The following is a 20,368-nucleotide window of genomic DNA, read 5'->3' as shown; positions in this document are numbered from 1 at the left end:
GGTCCTCATCTCTCAGAAGTTGACAGGTTGTGGCGGTGGCGAATCATCCGATACGCGGCCTTGCGGGCCTCGCGAGTGAGGCGGCTCTGGAACTCGCTGTCGGAGAAGTACTTCTCAGTGAACTTGGTGTCCGCGTCGGCCCGCTCAACCATGATGTCCTGGAAGCGCTTGTTGAATGGCATCTCGAAGTCACCCTCGTTGCGGCTTGCAAGCGCAGCCTGCTGAAGGTCAGGGTCTTCGATCGCGGCGGTGACGCGCTCCTCGTACATGAGTTTGTCGGCATCACTGAGGCCAAGCCCGTAACGGTTGTTGAAGTCCTCGATTAGCTCAGATAAGAGGGCTGTCCTGGGAGCCCGTGCGATGCCGGCTCCGCCTTCATCGAACCCGGGCAACAGATGCTCACCCTCGGGTTCGAGACCGACATTATGCTCGCCGGTCTTGCTCACCCGTAGGTGCGTGAGATCGATGTCGCCGATGTCCAGACTCGGGTTCCGCCGTGCCGGTAGGCGATTGAGCAAGTGCTTGCCAAACAGGTACAGCCGCTCGAGATCAGCGTCGGTGAATTGCATCACCTGGGCCAGGAACCCGTACTTGCGAACGTAGTCAGACAGGTCGCTTCGGAAGAGTTCTGCCGCCTCTCGATCCTCCGAGCTCAGCCGTTCGAACCGCTCGGCTGCCGGGTCGATGTGTCGATAAAGATCGGCATGCTTGCGTTCCCAGCTCCGGCCGCCGTCCTCGATGACCGAGCCGGGCTGCGACGCGAGGTACGCCCCGGCAAACGACTCCAGCTCCGACTCGAGGATGAGTTGATGATCCATGACAGCCCGCTGCTTCTGGTACAGCAGGTTCGGATCGACTGGTGTGGTCACCGCCTCCTCGTAGTACGGCTTGAACGCCGTCTGGATGTCCTCCGCCTCGTTGGCGAAGTCCAGAACGAAGAGATCCTCCTGGCTCTTCAACGGATGTGTGCGGTTCAGCCGCGACAACGTCTGTACGGCGGCAACGCTGGCCAGCGGCTTCTCGACGTACATCGTGGTCAGGAGCGGCTGATCGAACCCAGTCTGGTACTTGTCGGCGACAACGAGGATCCGGTACTCCGTGCGTTCCGTGGCACCGCCTTTGCCGCCGGTCCGCGCTCTGGCGTTCGGATCGTCAGCGCGGGTGTAGGCAAACGCGTCCGGCAGCTCACTCTCGGACAGCCCGTTGATCCCCGGCTCGGTGAACTCGACGCCATCAACCGTCAGATTTCCGGAGAACGCGACGAGCACCCCAGGATCCACGAGGCTCAGGTCATCGAGCTTCTGTCGCAGTGCCTGGTACATCCGTACAGCACTTTCCCGCGAACGCGTAACGACCATCGCTTTGGCCCGGCCGCCCATCTGCCCACGGGTGTTCGCCTGGAAGTGCCGCAGGATCACCTCGGCGTGGGCCAGCATCGTAGCCGGGTCCAGGTACACGAGACGGGCCAGCTCGCTGCCGGCCTTATCGGGATTGACCTCGATGTCGTCGGCGCCGTCCTTCGCGATTCGCCAGTACGTCTTGTACGTCGTGTAGTTCCGCAGGACATCGAGGATGAAGCCCTCCTCGATCGCCTGCCGCATCGAGTAGATGTGGAACGCGCGCTTGTTGCTTACAGCATCATCGACCCCGAACAGCTGGAGCGTCTTGCTCTTCGGGGTCGCCGTAAACGCGAAGTACGACAGGTTCGGATGACGGCCGCGGGCCATCGCCGACGAGGTCAGCGGGTCTTCGTCGTCGCCAGACTCCTCGGCGCCGAGACCTCGCAGCACTTTCTTCAGCTTCGTCACCGAGTCACCAGACTGACCCGAGTGAGCCTCGTCGACGATCACCGCGATGCGCTTGTCAGCCAAGCTGGACACGCCTTCAAGTACGTAAGGAAAGGTCTGCACCGTGACGATGACGACCTTCGTTGCTGTGTTGGCCAGAGCCTTGGCGACCTCGCTTGACTTCGACCCGCCGATCCCGGTGATGCGTTCAACGACTCCCGGCGTGTGATCGAACTGATAGATCGTGTCCTGCAATTGCTTGTCCAGCACCGACCGGTCGGTGACCACGACAACCTTGTGAAAAGCCGGCTCGTTCGCCGCGATCCGGCCATCGCGCACAGCGTCATCATCAAGAGAGCCGGGCTCCGCCGAACCGTGCAGCGTCGACAGCCGATGCGCCAGCCAGCCGATCGTGTTCGACTTGCCCGAGCCGGCCGAGTGCATGACCAGGTAGTTGTTGCCGGAGCCGTGACGGGCGGCATGCTCGGTAAGCCGCCGAACGGCGTGCCACTGGTGGTACCGCGGGAAGATCAGTGGCCGGTCGTGAACGCTGGTCCGCCCGTTCGCTCGGCGTGAGCGCGACGTCGTCGGGTCTTCAACGTGCAGGAACCGCTTCAGCAGATCGAGCCAGTTGTCGAACTGCCACGTCTCCTCCCAGAGGTACGCCGTCCGGTAGCCGGAGCCGTTGTCCTCAACAACCGGATTCCCCGCACCGCCGACGTTCCCAGGCCCGCCAGTACCCTGGTTGAACGGCAGGAACACCGTGTCTTTGCCCCGCAGTCGGGTCGTGACGAACACCAACTCGGGATCGACGGCGAAGTGCACCAACGCACGCCGCGCGAACAGCAACTCCTTCGGGTCCCGGTCGTTCCGGTACTGCTCCTTGGCGTCCTCGACGGTCTGGTTGGTCAGCGGGTTCTTCAGCTCAGCCGTAGCAACCGGAATCCCGTTGACAAACAGCGCCAGGTCGAGCGACTTGGTCGAGTCGGCGCCGTACCGCAGCTGACGAGTGACCGAGAGACGGTTCTGCTGATACTCCGCAAGCGCATCCTCCGCAACAGTGTGCGCCGGCCGAAAGTACGCAAGGCGGATGCGGATCCCACGATCCTTGATCCCGTTCCGCAGCACATCAAGAACACCGCGCCGGTCAAGCTCCTTCGCCAAAACCTTGACGAAATCTCGCTCAGCAACGTCGAGGTTGCCCCCAGCAAACTGAACTAGCTTCCCCCACGCTTCGGGCTGCACTGTCTGAACAAACGGCATCAACTGCCCCGGATCAAGTCCGACCTCCGGGTCGTACGTATCGGCCCACCCCTTCACCCACCCGGACGCAAGAAGCGCCCCCTCCACAGCCTCCTCAAACGCCAACTCCGAATGCCCCCGACTCACGACACCCCAACTCCCCTCGCCGTCGTCACATCAATTCGCCCAGTCACGACCGCGGTAAGTAGCGTTTGCCGCCGCTCTCTAAGTAACGCCACGCGCTCGCGCAACAGACTTGTCGCGTGGTGGGCTGCCCTCTCCTCGACCTCCAATTGCCGAATGATCGAGTCCTGCTTGCGCCGCGACGGTGTTGGGATCGCAAGCGATTTAATTAATTCGGCACTCAAGTTCGGCTGCCCGGCGCCGCTCGCGAGCTGAATGATGCCTTCCTTGTGTGCACGGAACCAGTAAAAAGCGAATGCTGGACGAATCTCGAGCGGATTTGACAGAACGCAGCACGCTTGGTTCACGACAGCACCAATCTCGAGCAGGCCAACGCGCCCCTTCGTCGCACCCGCACCGTACATTGCGATCACGAGAGATCCAGGGGGATGCACGATCAGGGACGATATATCTGAGATCGCCTGCCGGGTCACCTTGCTGCGCGTCTCTGAGATGGACCGGTCACGGACGTCTGTACTGGTAACCCAGTATTGATCACCATCCAGATAATACTCGGGACGGTCTGCTGGCGGAGTCGTCCCACTCCCGACGGTGAACGTCCGACTGATCCGGCGCAGCGACCAATCTGCGCTTATATCTGGCATCCAAGCGATTCCCGTCGGCTTTGTCTCACGTGGCGGTTCGCAGGTCGTTGCCAGGCGCATTACCTCCTGAAGTCGCTCGGTCACTAGGCGGATCTGCTGCTCAGTGTGAGCTACGAGAGCGTCGATCCGCGCCGTCACCGAGTCGAGGAAGTCGGCGATGCGCCGCTGCTCCGCGACGGACGGAAATGGAATCTCCAAGGCGCCGAGCTTTTCGCCGGTCAGATGGCGGATCGTCGCCTTGTTGCAAACTACGTCCCACCATTCGCTGCCGTGAACAGCCTGCAATACGTAGCTGAGATAGCGCAGGTCGCCATCGCTGCCCGCTCGAATACGATGGATAGAGTTTTGGAAAATGAAGCCACCCTCGCCCGAATACATTGCTGCACGACCGACGTCGCCCCCCTCGCACACCAACAGATCGCCAGTGGTAACGCGGAATTTGACTACATCGCGCTTCGATGCCCACATTCGCACATCCGGGTCAGCTTTCACTCCGGTCCACTGTACCGAGGCCGATTTGAAGTAGGGGATCTCTTCGTCCAGTGGCTGCAATGGCGCCGGCTGCAACATCTTTCCGAGAAGAATGTCATACTTGCGTTTGACAGCAACGACGGGGAAGCGGACCTGCCCGGCCCAGGGGACGTCTGTCATTCCGCTACCTCGACAAGGAGCTCTTGGATCTCGGCCTCGAGTTGGCGGAGTTCGGCGTCAATTTCGGCGAGAGGGCGGGGTGGGGTGTAGACGTAGAAGTGGCGGGTGAAGGGGATTTCGTAGCCGATCTTGGTTTTGGTGTGGTCGATCCAGGCGTCGGGGACATGTGGGAGGACTTCGCGTTCGAGGTAGGCGTTGATGTCCTCATCCAGCGGCACGTTCTCGGAGTCGCGGAGTTCTGGGTCTGGTTCGGGTTCGGCCTTCTTGAGTTGGACCTGGCCATCTGGGTCGCGGACTGACACTGCGTTCCATACGGCCTTATCGACGGGGGCCGGCAGTTTGTTCAGGTCGGATAAGGCAGATCGGAGCGAGGAGGCGAACTCGGTCTTCTTGAAGGACGGCTCCTTGCCTACCAGCGTCTTGAGTGCGGCGAGCAGCGCGTCGCGGTCCTCGTACTTCGAGGTGGTCTTACCGGACTTGAGTGTCAACTCCAGGTCGGTGAGTGCGTCGTCGGTGACCTCGAAGCGGAGTTTTAGGGGGCGCTCGACGGTGATGCGGCGGTAGCCGAAGTCCTCGTTGCGAAAGACCTTGACCTTGCCGTGGAGTTCGTGTTCTGGGTTCTCCGCTACAGAGAGCGCGTCGGCGTACAGGCGGTGGATCTCCTCGATCTGCTCGTCGGTGATGTACTTGCGCTTGTCGCCGAGCGACTTCCGCATCTTCGCCCAGTACTCGCGAGCGTCCAGGAGCACGACCTTGCCGCGGTGGGCGGGCGCCTTGCGGTTGGTGATGAGCCAGAAGTAGGTCGAGATGCCAGTGTTGTAGAAGAGTTGGTCCGGCAGCGCGACGATCGCCTCGAGCCAGTCGTTCTCGAGGATCCACTGGCGGATCTTCGACTCGCCGGACTCCGCGGCGCCGGTGAAGAGCGGTGAGCCGTTGAAGACAATGGCGAGGCGGCTGCCGCCTTCGCCGACGGGGCGCATCTTCGAGATCATGTGTTGCAGGAAGAGCAAGGAACCGTCGTTGATACGCGGAAGGCCGGCGCCGAAGCGACCGCGCATGCCGAGTTCGTTGGCCTCGTCGACGATCTCGGCTTGTGCCTTCTTCCACTCCACGCCGAAGGGCGGGTTGGAGAGCATGTAGTCGAACTTCTCGTGCTGCAGTTGGTCGTTGGTGAACGAGTTGCCGAGCTTGATGTTGTCCGGGTCCTGGTTCTTGATCATCAGGTCGGACCGGCAGATCGCCCAGGATTCCGGGTTCAGCTCCTGCCCGAAGGAGAAGACCTGCCCCTGCGTGTTATGCGAGAGGATGAACTCCTCGGCCGCCGTCAGCATGCCGCCGGTCCCGCATGCCGGGTCGTAAACCCGGCGGCTCGTGCCGGGTACCTGCAGGTCAGCGAGGTCAGGAGCGATGAGGAGGCCGGCCATCAGCTTGATGACCTCGCGGGGCGTGAAGTGCTCACCAGCGGTCTCGTTCGAGGCTTCAGCGAACTTTCGGATCAGTTCCTCGAAGGCGTAGCCCATCTCGTGGTTCGACACGCGGTTCGGGTGCAGATCGACGTCCGCGAAGCGCGCCACAACCAGGTGGAGAAGGCCGGCATCAGACAGATAGGCAACCTGCTCAGCGAACCTGAACTTCTCGAAGACCGCCTGTGCGTTCGGGGAGAAGCCGTTCACATAGGCGTTCAGGTTAGCGACAGCATCGTCGGGTGCGTTCGCGACCTTTCCCAGGGACAGCCTTGTGAGGTTGTAGAAGCTCTGACCAGACTGCCGCGTCAGGAACCTAGCCAGATCGACATTACGATCCGCCCACTTTTGAGCCTCTTTCAGCACGGCCTCGCGCGTCGGCTCCAGGACGCATTCGAGGCGGCGGAGGACGGTGAACGGAAGGATGACCTTGCCGTAGTCCGCACGCTTGTAGTCCCCCCGCAGCAGGTCTGCGACCTGCCAGATGAAGTTCGCCAGATTCTTCGGCGTGTCGCTCAACGGATTCCCTCTCCCCGGTCTTTCGTCTCATCGACTCGATCGCCCGCACGCTTCGCACTGTTACTACAGCGCCGCCAGCGACTACACAATGTCATCTCATGCACTGCTCTCTGGCACAAGGCTTCCGCGGGTCAGCGCCGTGGTCAGGTCCTGCACCAATCGGTGGGTCTCCGCGGCCGCCTCGTCGACCATCGCGTCGAACTCGACCAGTCGCCTGAAGGCTTCGCCGTACCGCCGTTGCTCGGCTATCGGGAGCAGCGGCACCTGCAGCCGCTTGAGGTTCACCCGGACGGTGTCGCGCGTGCCTGACGACTGGCGCGTCGCCTCCCGGCGGTTGGTCGGCGCGGTCAGCATTCCAGCGAGGAACCACGGGTCGACGTGCACCGGGTCAGCTCGGACGAGACCGACATTCTGGCCAAGCCGTTCACCGACCTGCTTCGGCGTCGCCACCCGCGCGAGGACGGACGACCCGACTGTAGGCACGAGGACGTCGCCGGCCTCGATGCGTACTGCGGTCCGCGGCGCTCGGCCACTCGCTCCAGTACCACGGACAACGTCTCCGCCTGTGACACCGGGCTCGGATGCACCTTCGGCATCAACGCTGACTCGGGAGTACCCGCGGAAGATCTCAATCGCGCCGGTGCGCACGATCTCGTCCAATGACAGGCCACGGACCTCCGGCAGTTTGGGCTGATCCGCAGGCACAAGGGCCGGCAGGCTCTGCGTGACTTCGCGCAGACTCTTGAGAACCTGTTCACCCGAGGCCAGCAGCTCTGTTGGATCACGTACTTCGCCCTCAGGCATCGCTAGGTGTCGAGAAGGCGTGAGGTCGACCTCCTCGTCCAGCAAGTCGATCACCGGCACGAGCTTGACCAGTCCGGTCTGCTCAGCTACCGACGCCGGATCAGACTCGAAGGACCGCCAAGCTGGCACCGCAAGCTCGATCACTGCCTCCGCTGTCACCTGCTCGGTCCGTGACGCATCGACCATCAGCACTCGATCGGCGACCTTCTCGTCGGTCGGGCGTCGCAGTACCCACAGGTGCAGGCCGACAGATGTCGTTGGAAGAAGTCCCACCGGCAAGGCAACTACAGCTCGTACAACGCCACGACGCAGCAACTCGCCCCGAATCCGTCGACCGGCTGACCGCCACGCGGCCACCGGCGGCATCAGCAGAACTGCCTGACCACCGGGGCGCAGGTGCGCCAGCGCGTCCTGGACCCACGCCAATTCGGGTTCGGTACGTGGCGGAAGACCGCCGTACTCCCAGCGTGGGTCGAAGGCCAGCTGATCATCGGCCCAGTCGTGTAGACCGAACGGCGGATTGGAGACTACGAGATCGACACGCTCGCCCGGGAATGCGTCCGCCCTTAACGAATCCCCGACCCGAATGACGGCGGACGGTCCCGCTGAGGTGAGCATGAGTCTGACCTGGGAAATGCAGGCTGCGGTCGGGTCGAGGTCCTGACCGAGGATCCGTACGTCGCGACCGCCACGAGCCGCCTCCACCAGCAGCGATCCAGTCCCACAGGCGAGGTCCATCACGTCGGCAACCGGGCGGTCCGACCTCGAAGTGCTGGTCGCGGCGTCGGTCAAGGACAGCATCAGCCGCGCAACGCGTAATGGCGTCACATAGTCAGACGTCGCGCCCCTGGCCCTGAGATACAAGCCGTAGAAGCGCTCGAAGATCTGGGCGGGATCACCGGCCACTCCGGCAGCGGCGGAGAGCGCGACCAGGTGCCGAGGCAACCAGGTGTCTGGCAGCTGCTCACGGAATAGTTCTTCGGCACTACGGCTCGCCCTGCCGACAGACGCAGCGAGCGAATTGGGCGAGGGAACGGCCTTCGACGCCTCGCCGGTGACTGATCGATGGAACAGCATCAGACCGGCCAGCCACAGCGCCTCACCCAGGTCTTGCCCACCGGAGGCGGCTGCGATCTCCCGCCACGCGCGATCGGGAGCGCTCACCTCCGGCAACTTGCCCTGCGCCGTCAGCCAATGCTCGACCGCCGCGAGATCGAACGACGGGCTGGTCGGCGTTCCCCCGACGGGCTCCGGGAAGTCGGCATACCGCCGACGCCAGTTGCTGACCGCGGCCCGGCCGACGCCTGCCAGACGCGCAATGCCGATCGAGGACACAGTGCCTGCGGCGCCCTCAGCGCCTTGAATGTCCGGCCGATCCATCGCCACCTCCTTGGTCCTGCTTCCGACGATGACCCTAGCCGATCGAACCGTTCGTGTACACAGGATCGAGACAGATCTCTGTTGACATAGTTCACAGACCCTGCTGTCCTGATCTTGTTCACGGAGACGAGGGGGGATGGGATGAGGGACGAGCTGACCGACGAGCTGCCGGCTCCGCGCCAGGACGGATCGGTCGTCGAGACGGTGGTTGCGCTGGCCGATCAGGATCCCGCGCTGACCGCGCGCCAGGAGATGGTGGTCCTGGCGGCGCTGGAGAGCGAGGAGACTCTCGCGGATGAGTTCCACGCCACTGGCGAGTCGAGCATCACGGACGAGCCGGCACAGACGACCGCTCCGGAGACTGGACCGGTTGGGGCGTTCCTGATGTCCATCACCGTGTCAGGCTTCCGCGGGATCGGTACGGAAGCCCGCCTTGACCTGCACCCCGGCCCGGGCCTGACCGTCGTCGCCGGGCGCAATGGTTCCGGAAAGTCGAGCTTCTCCGAGGCTCTCGAGTTCGCACTGACCGGTGAGAGCTATCGCTGGAAGGGGAAGAAGCCGTTCTGGACGAACTCCTGGCGCAACTTGCACCAGACACAGAGTGCGCGTGTCCGGATTGCCCTCGCCGAGGAGGGGTACGGTCGCACCGAGATCGGTGTCGAATGGGCCGACGGCGCCGGTCTCGACGACGCACAGACCTGGACCCAGCGGCACGGCCAACCCCGCACTCCCGGCGTCGGCGTACTCGGTTGGCAGCAGGCCCTGGAGTTGTACCGTCCGATCCTCTCGTACGAAGAACTCAGTCAGCGTCTCGAAGGCACACAGACCGATCTGTACCGGTCTCTGGAGAGCATCCTGGGGCTCGATCAGATCGCAGACGGCATCAACCGGCTCAACACTCAGATCAAGCGCCTGAAGATCACAGCCGACGACGCCAGCGCAGCCAAGAGTGCGCTCAAGAGCAGGCTGGTGAACGTCGACGACGACCGGGCCCGGACCGTCCTCGTCCAGCTTGGCAAGCAGAAGCCGAACCTGAATCTGGTGACGAGCACTGCGCTCAGCTCCGCCGCAATTGATGGGATCGGCGAGCAACTTCGTACTCTCAGCGAGCTGACGGCACCGGACCGGCAGGCCGTCGAGTCTGCATCTGACGGACTCCTCAAGGCCGTGCAGCAGTTGGCGGAACTCGCAAGCGACGCCTCTACCCGCACGGACGCCCGTAGCCAGCTGATCGAACTGGCTTTGCAGTTCCACAGCCAGCACGGCGATCAGACCTGCCCGGTCTGCAGCGGCAACCTGCTGGACGACGAGTGGCACCGGTTGGCTCAGGCTGAGGTAGCCGCGGACCGCGCGTCTGTCGTTGCCCTTCGCTCCGCTCGCGATGAGCTCGCTGTACGACGGGCAGCCGCTCGTCGTCTGATCGACGTACCGGAACTGCCTGCGCCCGACGACGAGCTGGAGCTCACAACGCTCGGAGAGGCTCGGGCCGCACTGAAAGCCTGGCGGGACGCGCCACAGTCAGACGCCGAGCTGGCTCGACACCTCGCGACGAACTTCGCAACAGTCGTCGACGTCGTCACGCGGCTCCAGGAGGAAGCCACGGCCAAGCTGAGCGAACGGGACGACAGCTGGCGGGAAGTTGCCGGGGACGTGTTGGAGTGGGTCAAGCTTCGGCGCGCCGCCGAGGCGAGCGATCACGACTGGCGGGACGCCAAGGCATCGCACACTTGGCTGAAGGCGAACGCCGAGAAGCTGCGGAACCAGCGGCTTGAGCCGCTCGCTGAGAAGGCCAAGTGGATCTGGGGTCACCTCCGTAAGGAAAGCAACATCGACCTCGACGCGATCACGCTCTCGGGTCAGCGAACCCGCGGCACGGTGAACCTTGCGGCCCTTATCGACGGTGAGCCGACTGAAGGGTTGCCGGTGATGAGCCAAGGAGAACTCAACGCCATCGCCATGGCGTTGTTCTTGCCGCGCGCGACGATGCCGGCGAGTCCCCTTCGGTTCGTCGTGCTGGACGACCCGGTGCAGGCGATGGATCCGGAAAAGGTCGATGGGCTCACCGAGGTCCTGGTCGAGTACGCCAGGAGTCGCCAGGTGATCGTGTTCTCGCACGATGACCGACTGACCGAGTCGGTACGCCGTACCGCGCCGGACGCCAGGATCGTCCAGGTCGGGCGGGGCGCCGGCTCCAAGGTTCAGGTTGTCGCGTGTCAGTCGCCAGCGCGGCGTTACATCAAGGACGTCGAGGAACTGCTGGCAGACGAGAACGTGCCTCCCACGGTGCTCGCCAAGGCGGTCCCGGGGTACGTCAGGCTGGCGGTCGAAGCCGCCGCACATGAGGTCCACTTCGCCAGCCAACTCGGCAAGGGCACGCCTAGAGACAAGGTCGAGGCCACGTGGGAGTCGGCGTCGACGACGAGCAACAAAGTTGCGCTCGCCATGCTCGGCGGCAAGTCATTCAGCCTGGGCAGCTGGCAGCGGGCCGCTCATCGCAGCCGGACCCTGGGGATCTGCCGCAGAGGTGTGCACGAAGGGTTGACCGGCCTGGCCGACGGTGCACTTGACGATCTTCGCCGGACGGTCGACGACATCTTGGGGCAGCGGAAGTGACCGGCGAAATGGAGTACGCCCGGGCAATCCTGGACGGCGAGGAGGCGGTGACACCACGACGAATCAGGATCGCGGCCTTCCTCCTCAGGCAGGCGCTCGAGGCCGAGATCGACGCCTACTGCGAACTCCTCGTCGCCGCGATGCCCTTCCCGGTCCGGATGCGATCGAGGCTCGCGGTACTGCATGCGCTTGATCGGACGGGGTTCAACCGGTCGGCGGAATACGCGTGGAATGCCCTGAGTCGGGCCTGCCACCACCACGCGTATGAGCTCTCGCCAACGATCTCCGAGCTACGGCACCTGCATTCGAAGGTCGTGGCACTCGCGGCACTACGGGCCGAGACTGTGGCCGCGCGGCGATAACCCGCGGAGCATGGGCCACCTACTAGTGCGGACGGCCCACGCCTAGCACACCATCAGCCACTTCGCTTCATCACTCCGAAATTCAACTTATCGTCATGTTCGCGAGCGGCTGCGTCGCCGTTGTTACCTGCGTTTGCTCTGCAATCGGACGCAGACGAGGTTTGCTGCCAGAGGGCTCTCAGCGAGCTGCGCCATGATTGTCACGTGACCACCGCGGCTGCCGAGCGCCGCAGTTGGTGGGGCAGGACGGTGTCCGACGGCGGACCGGAGGACGGCTCCACGTGAGGCTGTGTTGGCGCTGACTACGCAACCTGGCCCAATCTGCCTGCGGACCAACCAGTGAGGTCTTCAGCCGCCAGCTGTCCGTCCTTACTCAGCAGAATCACCGGAAGGCGATGGCTGTGCATGGTCACCGATGCGAAGCCCCGCTGAGTGAATCCGCAGGTCAAAGGTAGATTCGCTAGTCGATGACAAAGAACGAGTGCATGCCAGCCAGAGTCCGCGGGTTGCGGGTTCGAGTCCCACGAGGGCTACAAATCCCCGGGGCACGAGCCCGTTGGGGGCGCGGCACTGGGCGCTTGGGCGGAGCTCCCGGCCGCGTTGGACGGGTGTGGTGGCGGAAGTTGCAAGGGTGGGCCTAGCATGGCGGCTCTGCTCGACATGCGTCGACTCGTGTTGATTGACGCTTCACTGTATTGAGACGCTACCGGGTTCAACCGAACCCGGGTTGGTACCTGTTGGACCTTCCGGGGGAGTTTCACCATGACCGAAGCTTCGATTGACTCTGGCGACGATGGTGACCGGGCGGCTGTTGAGCGGGATAGGGCCGAGTTGCGGGAGTTCGTCAAGGGGCTGAACCCGAGCGACGTCAAGTCGGGCGACTGGTTCTCGAAGCTCGTCGCGCATGCGTTGAACTCGTACACGAACAAAGTCGACTGGAAGTACTTTCAGGAGAAGTACGAGGGCGTTCCGGCGGACGGCATCGTCGAACAGCGGATCGCGATGGCAGCGCGGTACGCCGCGCTCGAAGGTGGGCTGTCCGCCGGGGCGTACTCGGCGGCTGTCGCTGCCACTATCGGCAGCGGTGGCAGCGCGTCACCCCTGACTGTGCCTGCCGCCGCGGTGACGCTCATGGTAGACCTCGCCTACATCACCCAGCTTCAGCTGCGCTTGGCCTATGACATCGCCGTGCTCTATCGGATCCCGCTCGACCTAAACGATCCGGACGACCTGTGGAAGCTCATTCGGGTAGCACTCACGATCAAGGGAGGGGAACTGGCGCGGGAGGGCGTTACCAAGTCGGTCCCATTCGTGGTTCGTCCGCTGATCAAGCAGTTCTACTCCAAGAACGTGCTCACCGCGGCCAAGGCGCTCCCCGTCGTCGGGAAGTACCTGTTGCAACGCAACGTCATCAAGGTCGGCATCCCCCTGGTCGGTATCCCCCTCTCTGCCGTGCTGAACCGCTACACGACGTTGGTCGCGGGTCGGCACGCGCGAGCTGTCTTCCGCAACGAGGCGCGGGTGATCGAGGTGGCTGAGAAGCTGAGTACGTCGAGCCGATACCCGCGGCTGATGCTGTGGGTCGCTTGGCTCGTGATTACAGCGGACAAGCAGATCAGCGACGACGAGACGCTGCTGATGAAGCACCTGGTGCGGGTCGTCCGCGATGAGCATCAAGTGGTGGATGAGCAGCTCGCAAACGTTGTGGACATCGAATCCAGCGACGTGTGGAACCGTCTGAACGCCGAGGACGGTGATCTGACTGAGCTACTTGAGGCCGCCGAGCGCGTGGCCACCGTGGATGGCGACATGACCACACGTGAGAAAGAGGTCATTGCTGAGCTTCGTCGTCGAGCTTGAGGCAGAGTGCGTTCCTCAGCTGGCTGACCAGCGGGCTCTTAGTACGCCGTCGGGATCGGGCAGGACTGCCTCGAGCAGCGGGTTGTACTCGTCCTCGATGAGGGAGATGACGGTTGCCGACACCGCGTCGTTGGGAAAGTCCTGGGGCTTCGGGTCGACGAGCGTCGCACTCTGGATGGCCCCGGCCCGGTTCTCCCAGACGTACTCACAAAGGCCGTTGGCTTTCGCCTGGACGGCAGCCACGTCGGTCGAGAGGTCGGGCCAGACGCTCAGCATGGCGCGTGGCGCGAGCTGGACATTGTCGACCGTTCCTGGCGTGAGCCGATGCCAGCGAGACGAATTCCGAACCGCGGATTCCCGGAGCAGGATCGTGCCGTGTCGGGTCGCGAGGTCGGCGACGTTCGCCCAGAACGCGGCGTCGGCCGGAGGACCGGGTGTCTCGTCGTTGTCCTCGTACGGCGAGCGTTCCAGCCGGACTGGGAACAGCCCCAGGCTGGCTGCTGTAGTGACTGCGCGCTCGCATGGGAGGTGACTTCCGATGTACATGTACTGGTCGAAGCCGACGTGTATCAGGAACCGCCCCTCGACCTCGAGCCGACACCACGCCCCGTTGTCCCGCAACATCGCGCGGACGAGTTCGACGGCGACGCTGATCGGTACAACGGCCCCGTCGTAGTAGTCGCTCAGATCTGGAGCGAACAGCCCGGCCAGTCCATGCCCGTCGACGGACGTCTCGAGCCCGAAGTTCACCAGGCCGGCGACTGCGGGCTCCCGGACGCTGACCTCGGCAACCCCACTCTCCTCGGCGAAAGCCACAACCGCCGCGAGGTACGCGGCCTCCCTCGGCCCGTGATCGCTCGTTTCGACCTCGAGACCGACGTAACGACCTTCCTCGTTCCAGTCGGTCGGGTCGTACTTCGTCACCTTGTAGACGTAGGGCAGCGGCACGGACTGATCATGTCAGGTGCGATGCAGAGGCGCGGAGAACTGTTCTTCAACTGGAGTTGCGTCAGCCCAGAAGATCCGCAGGGTCGATGAACGACCGCGGTGGCCGGGACGCGCCGTCTCGTCGGGAGCGTGAAGTTGCTTAGGCCTCGTTGCGACGACGGCGGCGACGATAGCCGCTCTAAATTGCCTTGAGGTCGAGGCCGGTGCCGGTGGGGTTCTGGAGGGTTAGGTGGTTGTGGTCGATGGTGTAGGTGACTGCGGGGCCGAGGGTGGTCAGGACTGCGGTTTGCAGGGCGGCGGTTTCGGGTGGGCAGGGGTGGTCGGTGATGGCGACGTTGGTGAAGGTCAGTTCGGTGTTGTTGCGGGTGACGGTGCCGGAGAGTTCGTTGCAGCCGGTCCAGCCGGTCAGGCGATGCCCGTCGACGCTGAGCCACGCTTGCATGGGTTGATGGTCGCGCTGGCGCAGGTCGGCGTTGGTGATGGTGGCGACGACCTTCCACCTGGTGCCGTCGAGCGGGAAGTCGGGTTCGGCGATTGACCGGTCCAGCAGCGTGATCGTCGTACTGCCTGAGGTCAGGGTCAGCTCGTCACCGTTCAGCCGCCAGGAGGGTTGGCTTGTCAGGAACGTCTTGAACCATTCCTCCTGGCCCCGAAGCGGCGGCTGACAGCCGATCTGGGTGCCGCCGAGCCCATCGATCCGGATGCGCCCGTCGGTCAGCAGTTCGCCGGCTGCCACGGCTGCGCCGAGTCTGTTGCAGCCGACGTTCGCTCGCAGTACGTCGTACACCCGTGGCCCGTCCTCGTTCTTGTTGGGCACCCGCGCGAACTCGAGCCAGATCCGCGTCTCCGGCAGCAGCTGCGTGGGTTCGCCGTCCTCAGTGACCGCGGTGGATAGGTACGCCGTACCCAGCGGCGTGCTGGTCGATCCGTCCAGAACCGCAATCGCGGACCTGAACTCGCGCAGTCGATCCAGAAGTACGTCGGCCTGATCCTGGAAACCCGATCGATGCACGCCCAGTCGGCCGTCCGGCTCGACGCGGATCGTCGTGCCGGGCGCGTAGGCGGCGGCCGGTGTACGAAGGTGGTCGGCGTCGATGATCACGGTGCCGGCCGGAAACAGCCCGCGGGCCTCCTCGGCGGAGGCCGCCGGAGCTGCGCTGCTTCCGTACAGGAAGGGGAAGCTCTCCCACAGCAGCGCCAGCGCGCCCCAGGATCCGTCGAAGAACAGCACCCAGCCGTCCTCAATGGCCGGCGTGAGTCCTCAATGGCCGGCGTGAGCCACTCGGGCATCGACGGATCCGACCGGATCGGCGCCAGTACGGCGATTCGCTCGGCGAGGGCGTAGTCGATCGCGGCGAGGGTGTCGGTCCCGAGGGCGAGGTACCGGAACAGCTGGTCGTGGGCGGCCTCCGAGTGGACCGAGATTCCGACCGGCTGGTCGGCGGGACGGCCCATCAGGAGATTTACCGCGCGGGGATCGCGCGCCACCACGCCGTACGTCATGGGACTGGGGGTGGTCGCGACGACTGCCCCGCCCGCTCGGAGCACGTCGATCGCATGCAACTGCGCGCGGTCGAGCTCAGGCAATGACTCCATTTCCTAAGTATCGGGGGCGAAGCGGTTGTCACGCGGCGGCTGGTCGGACGGTCTTCACTAGACGTACTTAAGGAGATGACATGGCTGAGCGACGAGCAGGGCGTCCGCCGGTGAGGCTCACCAGCGAGCCGCATCGATTCGTGCGGGACGTTCCGCATCCGCCTATCTGGTTGTTGGATCATGGGCGCGGGTGGTTGAGGGCCTTCATCAAGTTGCGTTACTCCGTCACGCTTCACGGGCCTGAAGGCTTACCGCTCGAAGGGCCGGTGATCTTTGCGGGCAACCATCTCAGTCTTCTCGACGGGCCGATTCTGACCGCGTTCGCGCCACGACCGGTGCACGTGCTGACGAAGGTCGAGATGTTCGTGGGACCGCTGGGCGCACTGCTGCGGGCGGCCGGCCAGATCTCTGTGGATCGCTTCCAGTACGACCCCGCGGCGGTCAAGGCGGGTCTGCGCGTGCTCAGTCAGGGACATGCGGTCGGCATCTTCCCGGAAGGTGTTCGCGGGGACGGCGAACTGCTGACGGTTCGCCCAGGAGCGGCGTACTTCGCCCTGGTCACCGGCGCCCCGATCGTGCCGGTCGCGTTCTTCGGAACGCGTGAACCCGGCAGCGGGCGAAGTACTCTTCCGCCTTCCGGGACTGAAGTCGACGTCGTGTTCGGCGAGCCGCTCGCCGTCGACCGTGCCTCCTGGCCGCGCACGAGACAACAGGTCGAAGACGCCCGACGTACCGTGCAGGCACATCTGCTGCGACAACTTGACGCCGCAAAGGTCCTGACGCGCCGATCGTTGCCTGGGGCACCGCAGCGGTCGCGACGCCGAGACGCGGCCTGACCAGAGCGGTCGGTCCGGCGGCGCGATGACAGGCACCGCGCCGCCGGGAACACAGCGAACCGAGTGGAGCCGAGCGGTGCCGCACGTACGGCGTCTTGTCCGCGAGACCGCTCGGGCCACGCCTACCTCTACCGGGCGACCCGGAGGTGCTGCCGTTGGGCCAGTTCCTCGGCGCTGACCACGGTGAGGACCGGGGTGCCTGGAGGGGCGAACATGGTCACGACGAGCTGCGACTGCGCGTCAGGAAGGTTGTTCGCGCCCTGAATGTGGATCACGTCGCCGCCGGGTTCGAAGAGGGCGTCGCCGGCCTTGAGCACCCTGGGCGGCTGACCCTCCAACTCGAAGAGGATCTCGCCCTGCGTGACGTAGCCGAAGAGGGGTCCGGGGTGCCGGTGCGGCGGCGCGCCGGGATCTCCGGGCGGCAGGGTGACCCGGATGGTCCGGGCCTCGGCTCCGGCGGGGATCCGGGCTGCCGCGTCCGGCAGGGTCGTGATCACTTCGACGCCCGGGGGCAGGTGCTCAGCATTCATGTTCCTCCACAGCAGAGAGACTGTCCAACCCTCAGACAGCACGACCATGCCGTCTGTGACAGCTCCACCACGCAGGAGTCAGGCTCGGCGGGTAGCGGTGGCCTCGGCCAGGGGCTTTCCGAGGTGGCGACGGGAGGTCACGCCGAGCTTGCTGAACACCTTGCGCAGGTGCCATTCGACGGTGTGCGGACTGAGGAACAGTTGGGACGCGATCTGCGCGTTGGTCAGCCCGTCGGCCGCCAGCCTGGCGATCTGCGCTTCTTGAGCAGTCAGCAGGTCGACGGAGCGCCCGGCGCGCGGACGGATGGTCTCGCCGGTGGCGGCGAGTTCGCGGCGGGCGCGCTCGGCGAAGGCCTCGGCCCCGATCCGGCCGGCGCGGTCGTGGGCGAGGTGGAGCTGCTCACGGGCGTCTTGCCGCCGATGCTCGCGGCGCAGCCATTCGCCGTACAGCAGGTGCGTCCGGGTCAGCTCGACCGCGATCCTGGTACGTCCGAGGCGTTCGATCGCCTCCTGGTACAGAGCTTCCGCGGGCGGTCCTTCGGACAACAGCGCTCGTGACCGGGCCAGCACACCCAACGCCCAGTCGGTGCCTGCGGCAAGCGTGCGTTCCTCGAGTTTTGCCAAGGCCTCCGCCGCCAGCTCAGGAGAGTCGCCGCGGACGGCAGCCTCGACCAGCTCGGCCAGCGACCAGCCATAGAGGCCCAGATCGTCATGCTCGCAGGCCCGGCGCGCGGCATCGATGGCCTCGCGGTAGTTGCCGAGGCCGTTATGGAGTACGGCGGCCGCGTAGCCGGCCAGGCCGACAGCCCTGCCCGCTCCCCGCAGGGCCGCGTCCGCGGCGCCCGCCTCGATCAACGTCAGAGCGGTCTCCTCGCCACGCCAGGCGGCGAGCAGGAGCCGCGCGTACCGCGTCGGCGCGTTGCCGGTCGCCTCGGCGATCGCGTCGGCTTCGTCGACGAGTGCCGCCGCCGAGCCGAAGTCTCCGCCGAGGAGGTGAAGCCCGACGCGGTAGCCCAGGGCAACCGGGAGGACCGACAGGGAGCCGACCTCGCGCGCCAGGCCGACCGCGTTGGTGGCGAGCCGGTGCCATTCGTCGTCGTCCCACAGATCGGCCGCCAGCGGGCCGGGGCCGACCGGGGCGGACAGCCACAGCCACCGCAAGAGGCGATCGTCGTCGACGACCGCCTCACACCGCAGGCCTCGCACGGCTTCCCGCAGGGCGGGGACGGCCGCCACGTAGCCGTCGGTGAACCGAGTCGCCATCGCGTCGAGGAGGCGATCCAACGGGCCCGGCGGCTGGGGCGCCGGCCGCGCCGAGCGGGCCGCTTCGGCGGCTTCGCGCAGCCCGTTTGGCTTGCCGAGCCGGCCGGCGAAGATCGTCGCCCCGAGCGCTTCGAGGTACGTCTCACGCGCGGCAGGATCGCCGAGTGCTTCGAGGCGATCGGCCGCGTCGAGGAGCAAGGGGGCGGCCTCACTGCGATGGCGGGCGAACACGATCTGCGCCCGCAGCCGAGCGAGCCGGGCGCGCTCGAGGGCGTCCATGGGGCCGATCTCCGCCGCGGTGAGCAGGTCGTACGCCGCCTCCGGAAGGCCGGCGTTGAACTTGGCGGTGGCGGCGGACAGCACGCGTTCGGCGCGCCGGCCAGGATCCGGAGTCAGCTCCGCGGCCCGCTCCAGGAACGCCGCGACGGCCGCTGCTCCACCGCGCGTGTGAGCCCGCCCCGCCATGCTCTCCAACTCGTCGGCGGTCGACGCATCGAGCCCGACCGCCGCCTGGCCGCGATGCCAGGCGCGGCGATCGGAATCGCGGTGCGCGTCGATCGCGTCCGCTACCGCCTGATGGGCGCTGCGCCGGTCCTCCGGTGAAGCAGCCTGGTAGACGGCCGCGCGGACCAGCGGGTGGCGAAATCGCACCCGGGTGCCGATCTCGATCAGGCCGACCGACTCGGCCGGAGCCGCCGCGTCGGCCTTGATGCCGAGCAGTTCGGCGGCTCGCCACAGCAGGGCGCTGTCACCGACAGGCTCGGCCGACGCCACGAGCAAGAGCTGGCGGGTCTGCGATGGGAGCAGGTCGAGCCGCCGTAGGTAGCTGTCCTCGAGCTGGGTGACAAGCGGTCGCGGGTCCGGTACGACGAAGCCGCCCGCCAGCTGGGCAGACAGCTGACGCGGAAGCTCTGTCAGAGCGCGCGGATTGCCTCGGGTCTCGGCGACGAACCGGTCGCGGACGTTCTGGTCGATGCGTCCGGTCAGTGACTTGTCCAGCAAGGCGCGGGCGTCCCCGAAGCTCAGACCGCGTACGACGAGCTCGGGCAGCCTGATCAGCTCGTCCCTGTCCGCAGGCTCGCGGACCGCGAACACCAGCGCCACGCGCTCGGCCTGCAGGCGACGAGCCACGAACGACAGGGTCTGGACGGACTCCAGGTCCAGCCATTGAACGTCGTCGACGAGGCAGATCAGCGGTGCGTCCTCCGCTACCTCCGCCAGCAGGTTGAGCACGGAGAGTCCCACCGAGAAACGGTCCGGCGGGCTTCCGTCACCCATGCCCAGGGCCGCCCGAACAGGACCGTACGGCGGAAGCGGCAAATGGTCGCGCAGTTGCCCGCACAGCTGGTGAAGGCCGCCGAACGCCAGCTCCGTCTCGGACTCGACTCCGGCAGCTCGCAGTACCCGACAGCGCGGCGAGTGATCCTGCAGATAGTCGAGCAGGGCGGTCTTGCCGATTCCGGCCTCACCCCGAATGACCAGCTTCCCGCTCTGGCCGGCTCGCAGCGTCCTCACCAGCTCGTCGAGCTCCACACGTTCGCGCTGACGACCTTGCAGGTTGACCACTCTGTTCTTGTCCACCACACCTACCACGCAGTCCGAGCGTACCGGCGATCACCACCGTCGCGGCGTAAGCGTGAGCGGAAACACCTCGGCGTACGCCGCGGACGAATTCGTTTGCCGGTTGGCGACGGCGCCAGGACGATGCGGGGATGGTGATTGTGCG

The 20,368-nt window shown here is 65.3% G+C and carries 12 protein-coding genes; 4 read left to right on the top strand and 8 right to left on the bottom strand.

Translation table 11 applies throughout. From position 1 onward, the window contains the following. Positions 1–5: 5 nt before the first annotated feature. The 4 genes from ACQPYZ_RS04170 to ACQPYZ_RS04155 form a co-directional block, all read right to left on the bottom strand. Complete coding sequence (locus ACQPYZ_RS04170; protein ID WP_433165374.1) at positions 6–3,155, bottom strand: type I restriction endonuclease subunit R; 3,150 nt, start codon at positions 3,153–3,155, stop codon at positions 6–8. A gap of 17 nt (positions 3,156–3,172) precedes the next feature. Next, positions 3,173–4,468 carry a restriction endonuclease subunit S gene (locus ACQPYZ_RS04165; protein WP_433165372.1) on the bottom strand — a complete coding sequence of 432 codons (1,296 nt, stop codon included), beginning with the start codon at positions 4,466–4,468 and terminating at the stop codon, positions 3,173–3,175. Beyond that, positions 4,465–6,450 (bottom strand): type I restriction-modification system subunit M, encoded by a 1,986-nt coding sequence (locus ACQPYZ_RS04160; protein WP_433165370.1) that lies wholly within the window; start codon positions 6,448–6,450, stop codon positions 4,465–4,467. Before ACQPYZ_RS04160 ends, ACQPYZ_RS04165 begins: the two co-directional genes overlap by 4 nt. 96 nt (positions 6,451–6,546) lie before the next feature. Continuing rightward, the gene (locus ACQPYZ_RS04155; RefSeq protein WP_433165368.1) at positions 6,547–8,634 is read right to left on the bottom strand and encodes an N-6 DNA methylase; all 2,088 of its coding nucleotides are present in this window, start codon (positions 8,632–8,634) and stop codon (positions 6,547–6,549) included. Between the two features lie 141 nt (positions 8,635–8,775). On the opposite strand from ACQPYZ_RS04155, the gene ACQPYZ_RS04150 reads away from it, so the two are divergent. From ACQPYZ_RS04150 to ACQPYZ_RS04140, 3 genes are all read left to right on the top strand, one after another. After that, positions 8,776–11,247, top strand: a complete 2,472-nt coding sequence (locus tag ACQPYZ_RS04150; RefSeq protein WP_433165366.1) for an AAA family ATPase — start codon at positions 8,776–8,778, stop codon at positions 11,245–11,247. Next, positions 11,244–11,609, top strand: a complete 366-nt coding sequence (locus ACQPYZ_RS04145) for a hypothetical protein (protein WP_433165365.1) — start codon at positions 11,244–11,246, stop codon at positions 11,607–11,609. Before ACQPYZ_RS04150 ends, ACQPYZ_RS04145 begins: the two co-directional genes overlap by 4 nt. A 762-nt stretch (positions 11,610–12,371) precedes the next feature. Then, positions 12,372–13,469, top strand: a complete 1,098-nt coding sequence (locus ACQPYZ_RS04140; RefSeq protein WP_433165363.1) for a hypothetical protein — start codon at positions 12,372–12,374, stop codon at positions 13,467–13,469. Positions 13,470–13,484: 15 nt separating this feature from the next. On the opposite strand, the gene ACQPYZ_RS04135 is transcribed toward ACQPYZ_RS04140, so the two are convergent. Together ACQPYZ_RS04135 and ACQPYZ_RS04130 are read right to left on the bottom strand one after the other, a co-directional pair. After that, positions 13,485–14,417, bottom strand: a complete 933-nt coding sequence (locus ACQPYZ_RS04135) for a hypothetical protein (protein ID WP_433165361.1) — start codon at positions 14,415–14,417, stop codon at positions 13,485–13,487. A 178-nt stretch (positions 14,418–14,595) separates the two neighbouring features. Further along, positions 14,596–15,648, bottom strand: a complete 1,053-nt coding sequence (locus tag ACQPYZ_RS04130) for an META domain-containing protein (protein ID WP_433165359.1) — start codon at positions 15,646–15,648, stop codon at positions 14,596–14,598. 445 nt (positions 15,649–16,093) lie between these two features. On the opposite strand from ACQPYZ_RS04130, the gene ACQPYZ_RS04125 reads away from it, so the two are divergent. Then, complete coding sequence (locus ACQPYZ_RS04125; RefSeq protein WP_433165357.1) at positions 16,094–16,849, top strand: lysophospholipid acyltransferase family protein; 756 nt, start codon at positions 16,094–16,096, stop codon at positions 16,847–16,849. Positions 16,850–16,977: 128 nt separating this feature from the next. Here ACQPYZ_RS04125 and ACQPYZ_RS04120 read toward each other — a convergent pair whose 3' ends face one another. Beyond that, on the bottom strand, positions 16,978–17,379 hold the full coding sequence (locus ACQPYZ_RS04120) for a cupin domain-containing protein (protein ID WP_433165355.1): 402 nt from the start codon (positions 17,377–17,379) through the stop codon (positions 16,978–16,980). Positions 17,380–17,457: 78 nt separating this feature from the next. After that, on the bottom strand, positions 17,458–20,223 hold the full coding sequence (locus ACQPYZ_RS04115) for an ATP-binding protein (RefSeq protein WP_433165353.1): 2,766 nt from the start codon (positions 20,221–20,223) through the stop codon (positions 17,458–17,460). Positions 20,224–20,368: the final 145 nt, after the last annotated feature.

The organism is Kribbella sp. CA-247076 (assembly GCF_050942445.1).
Lineage (GTDB): Bacteria > Actinomycetota > Actinomycetes > Propionibacteriales > Kribbellaceae > Kribbella.
The sequence above is the reverse complement of the archived record's forward strand: the minus strand, read 5'-3'. Positions and strand labels throughout refer to the sequence as shown.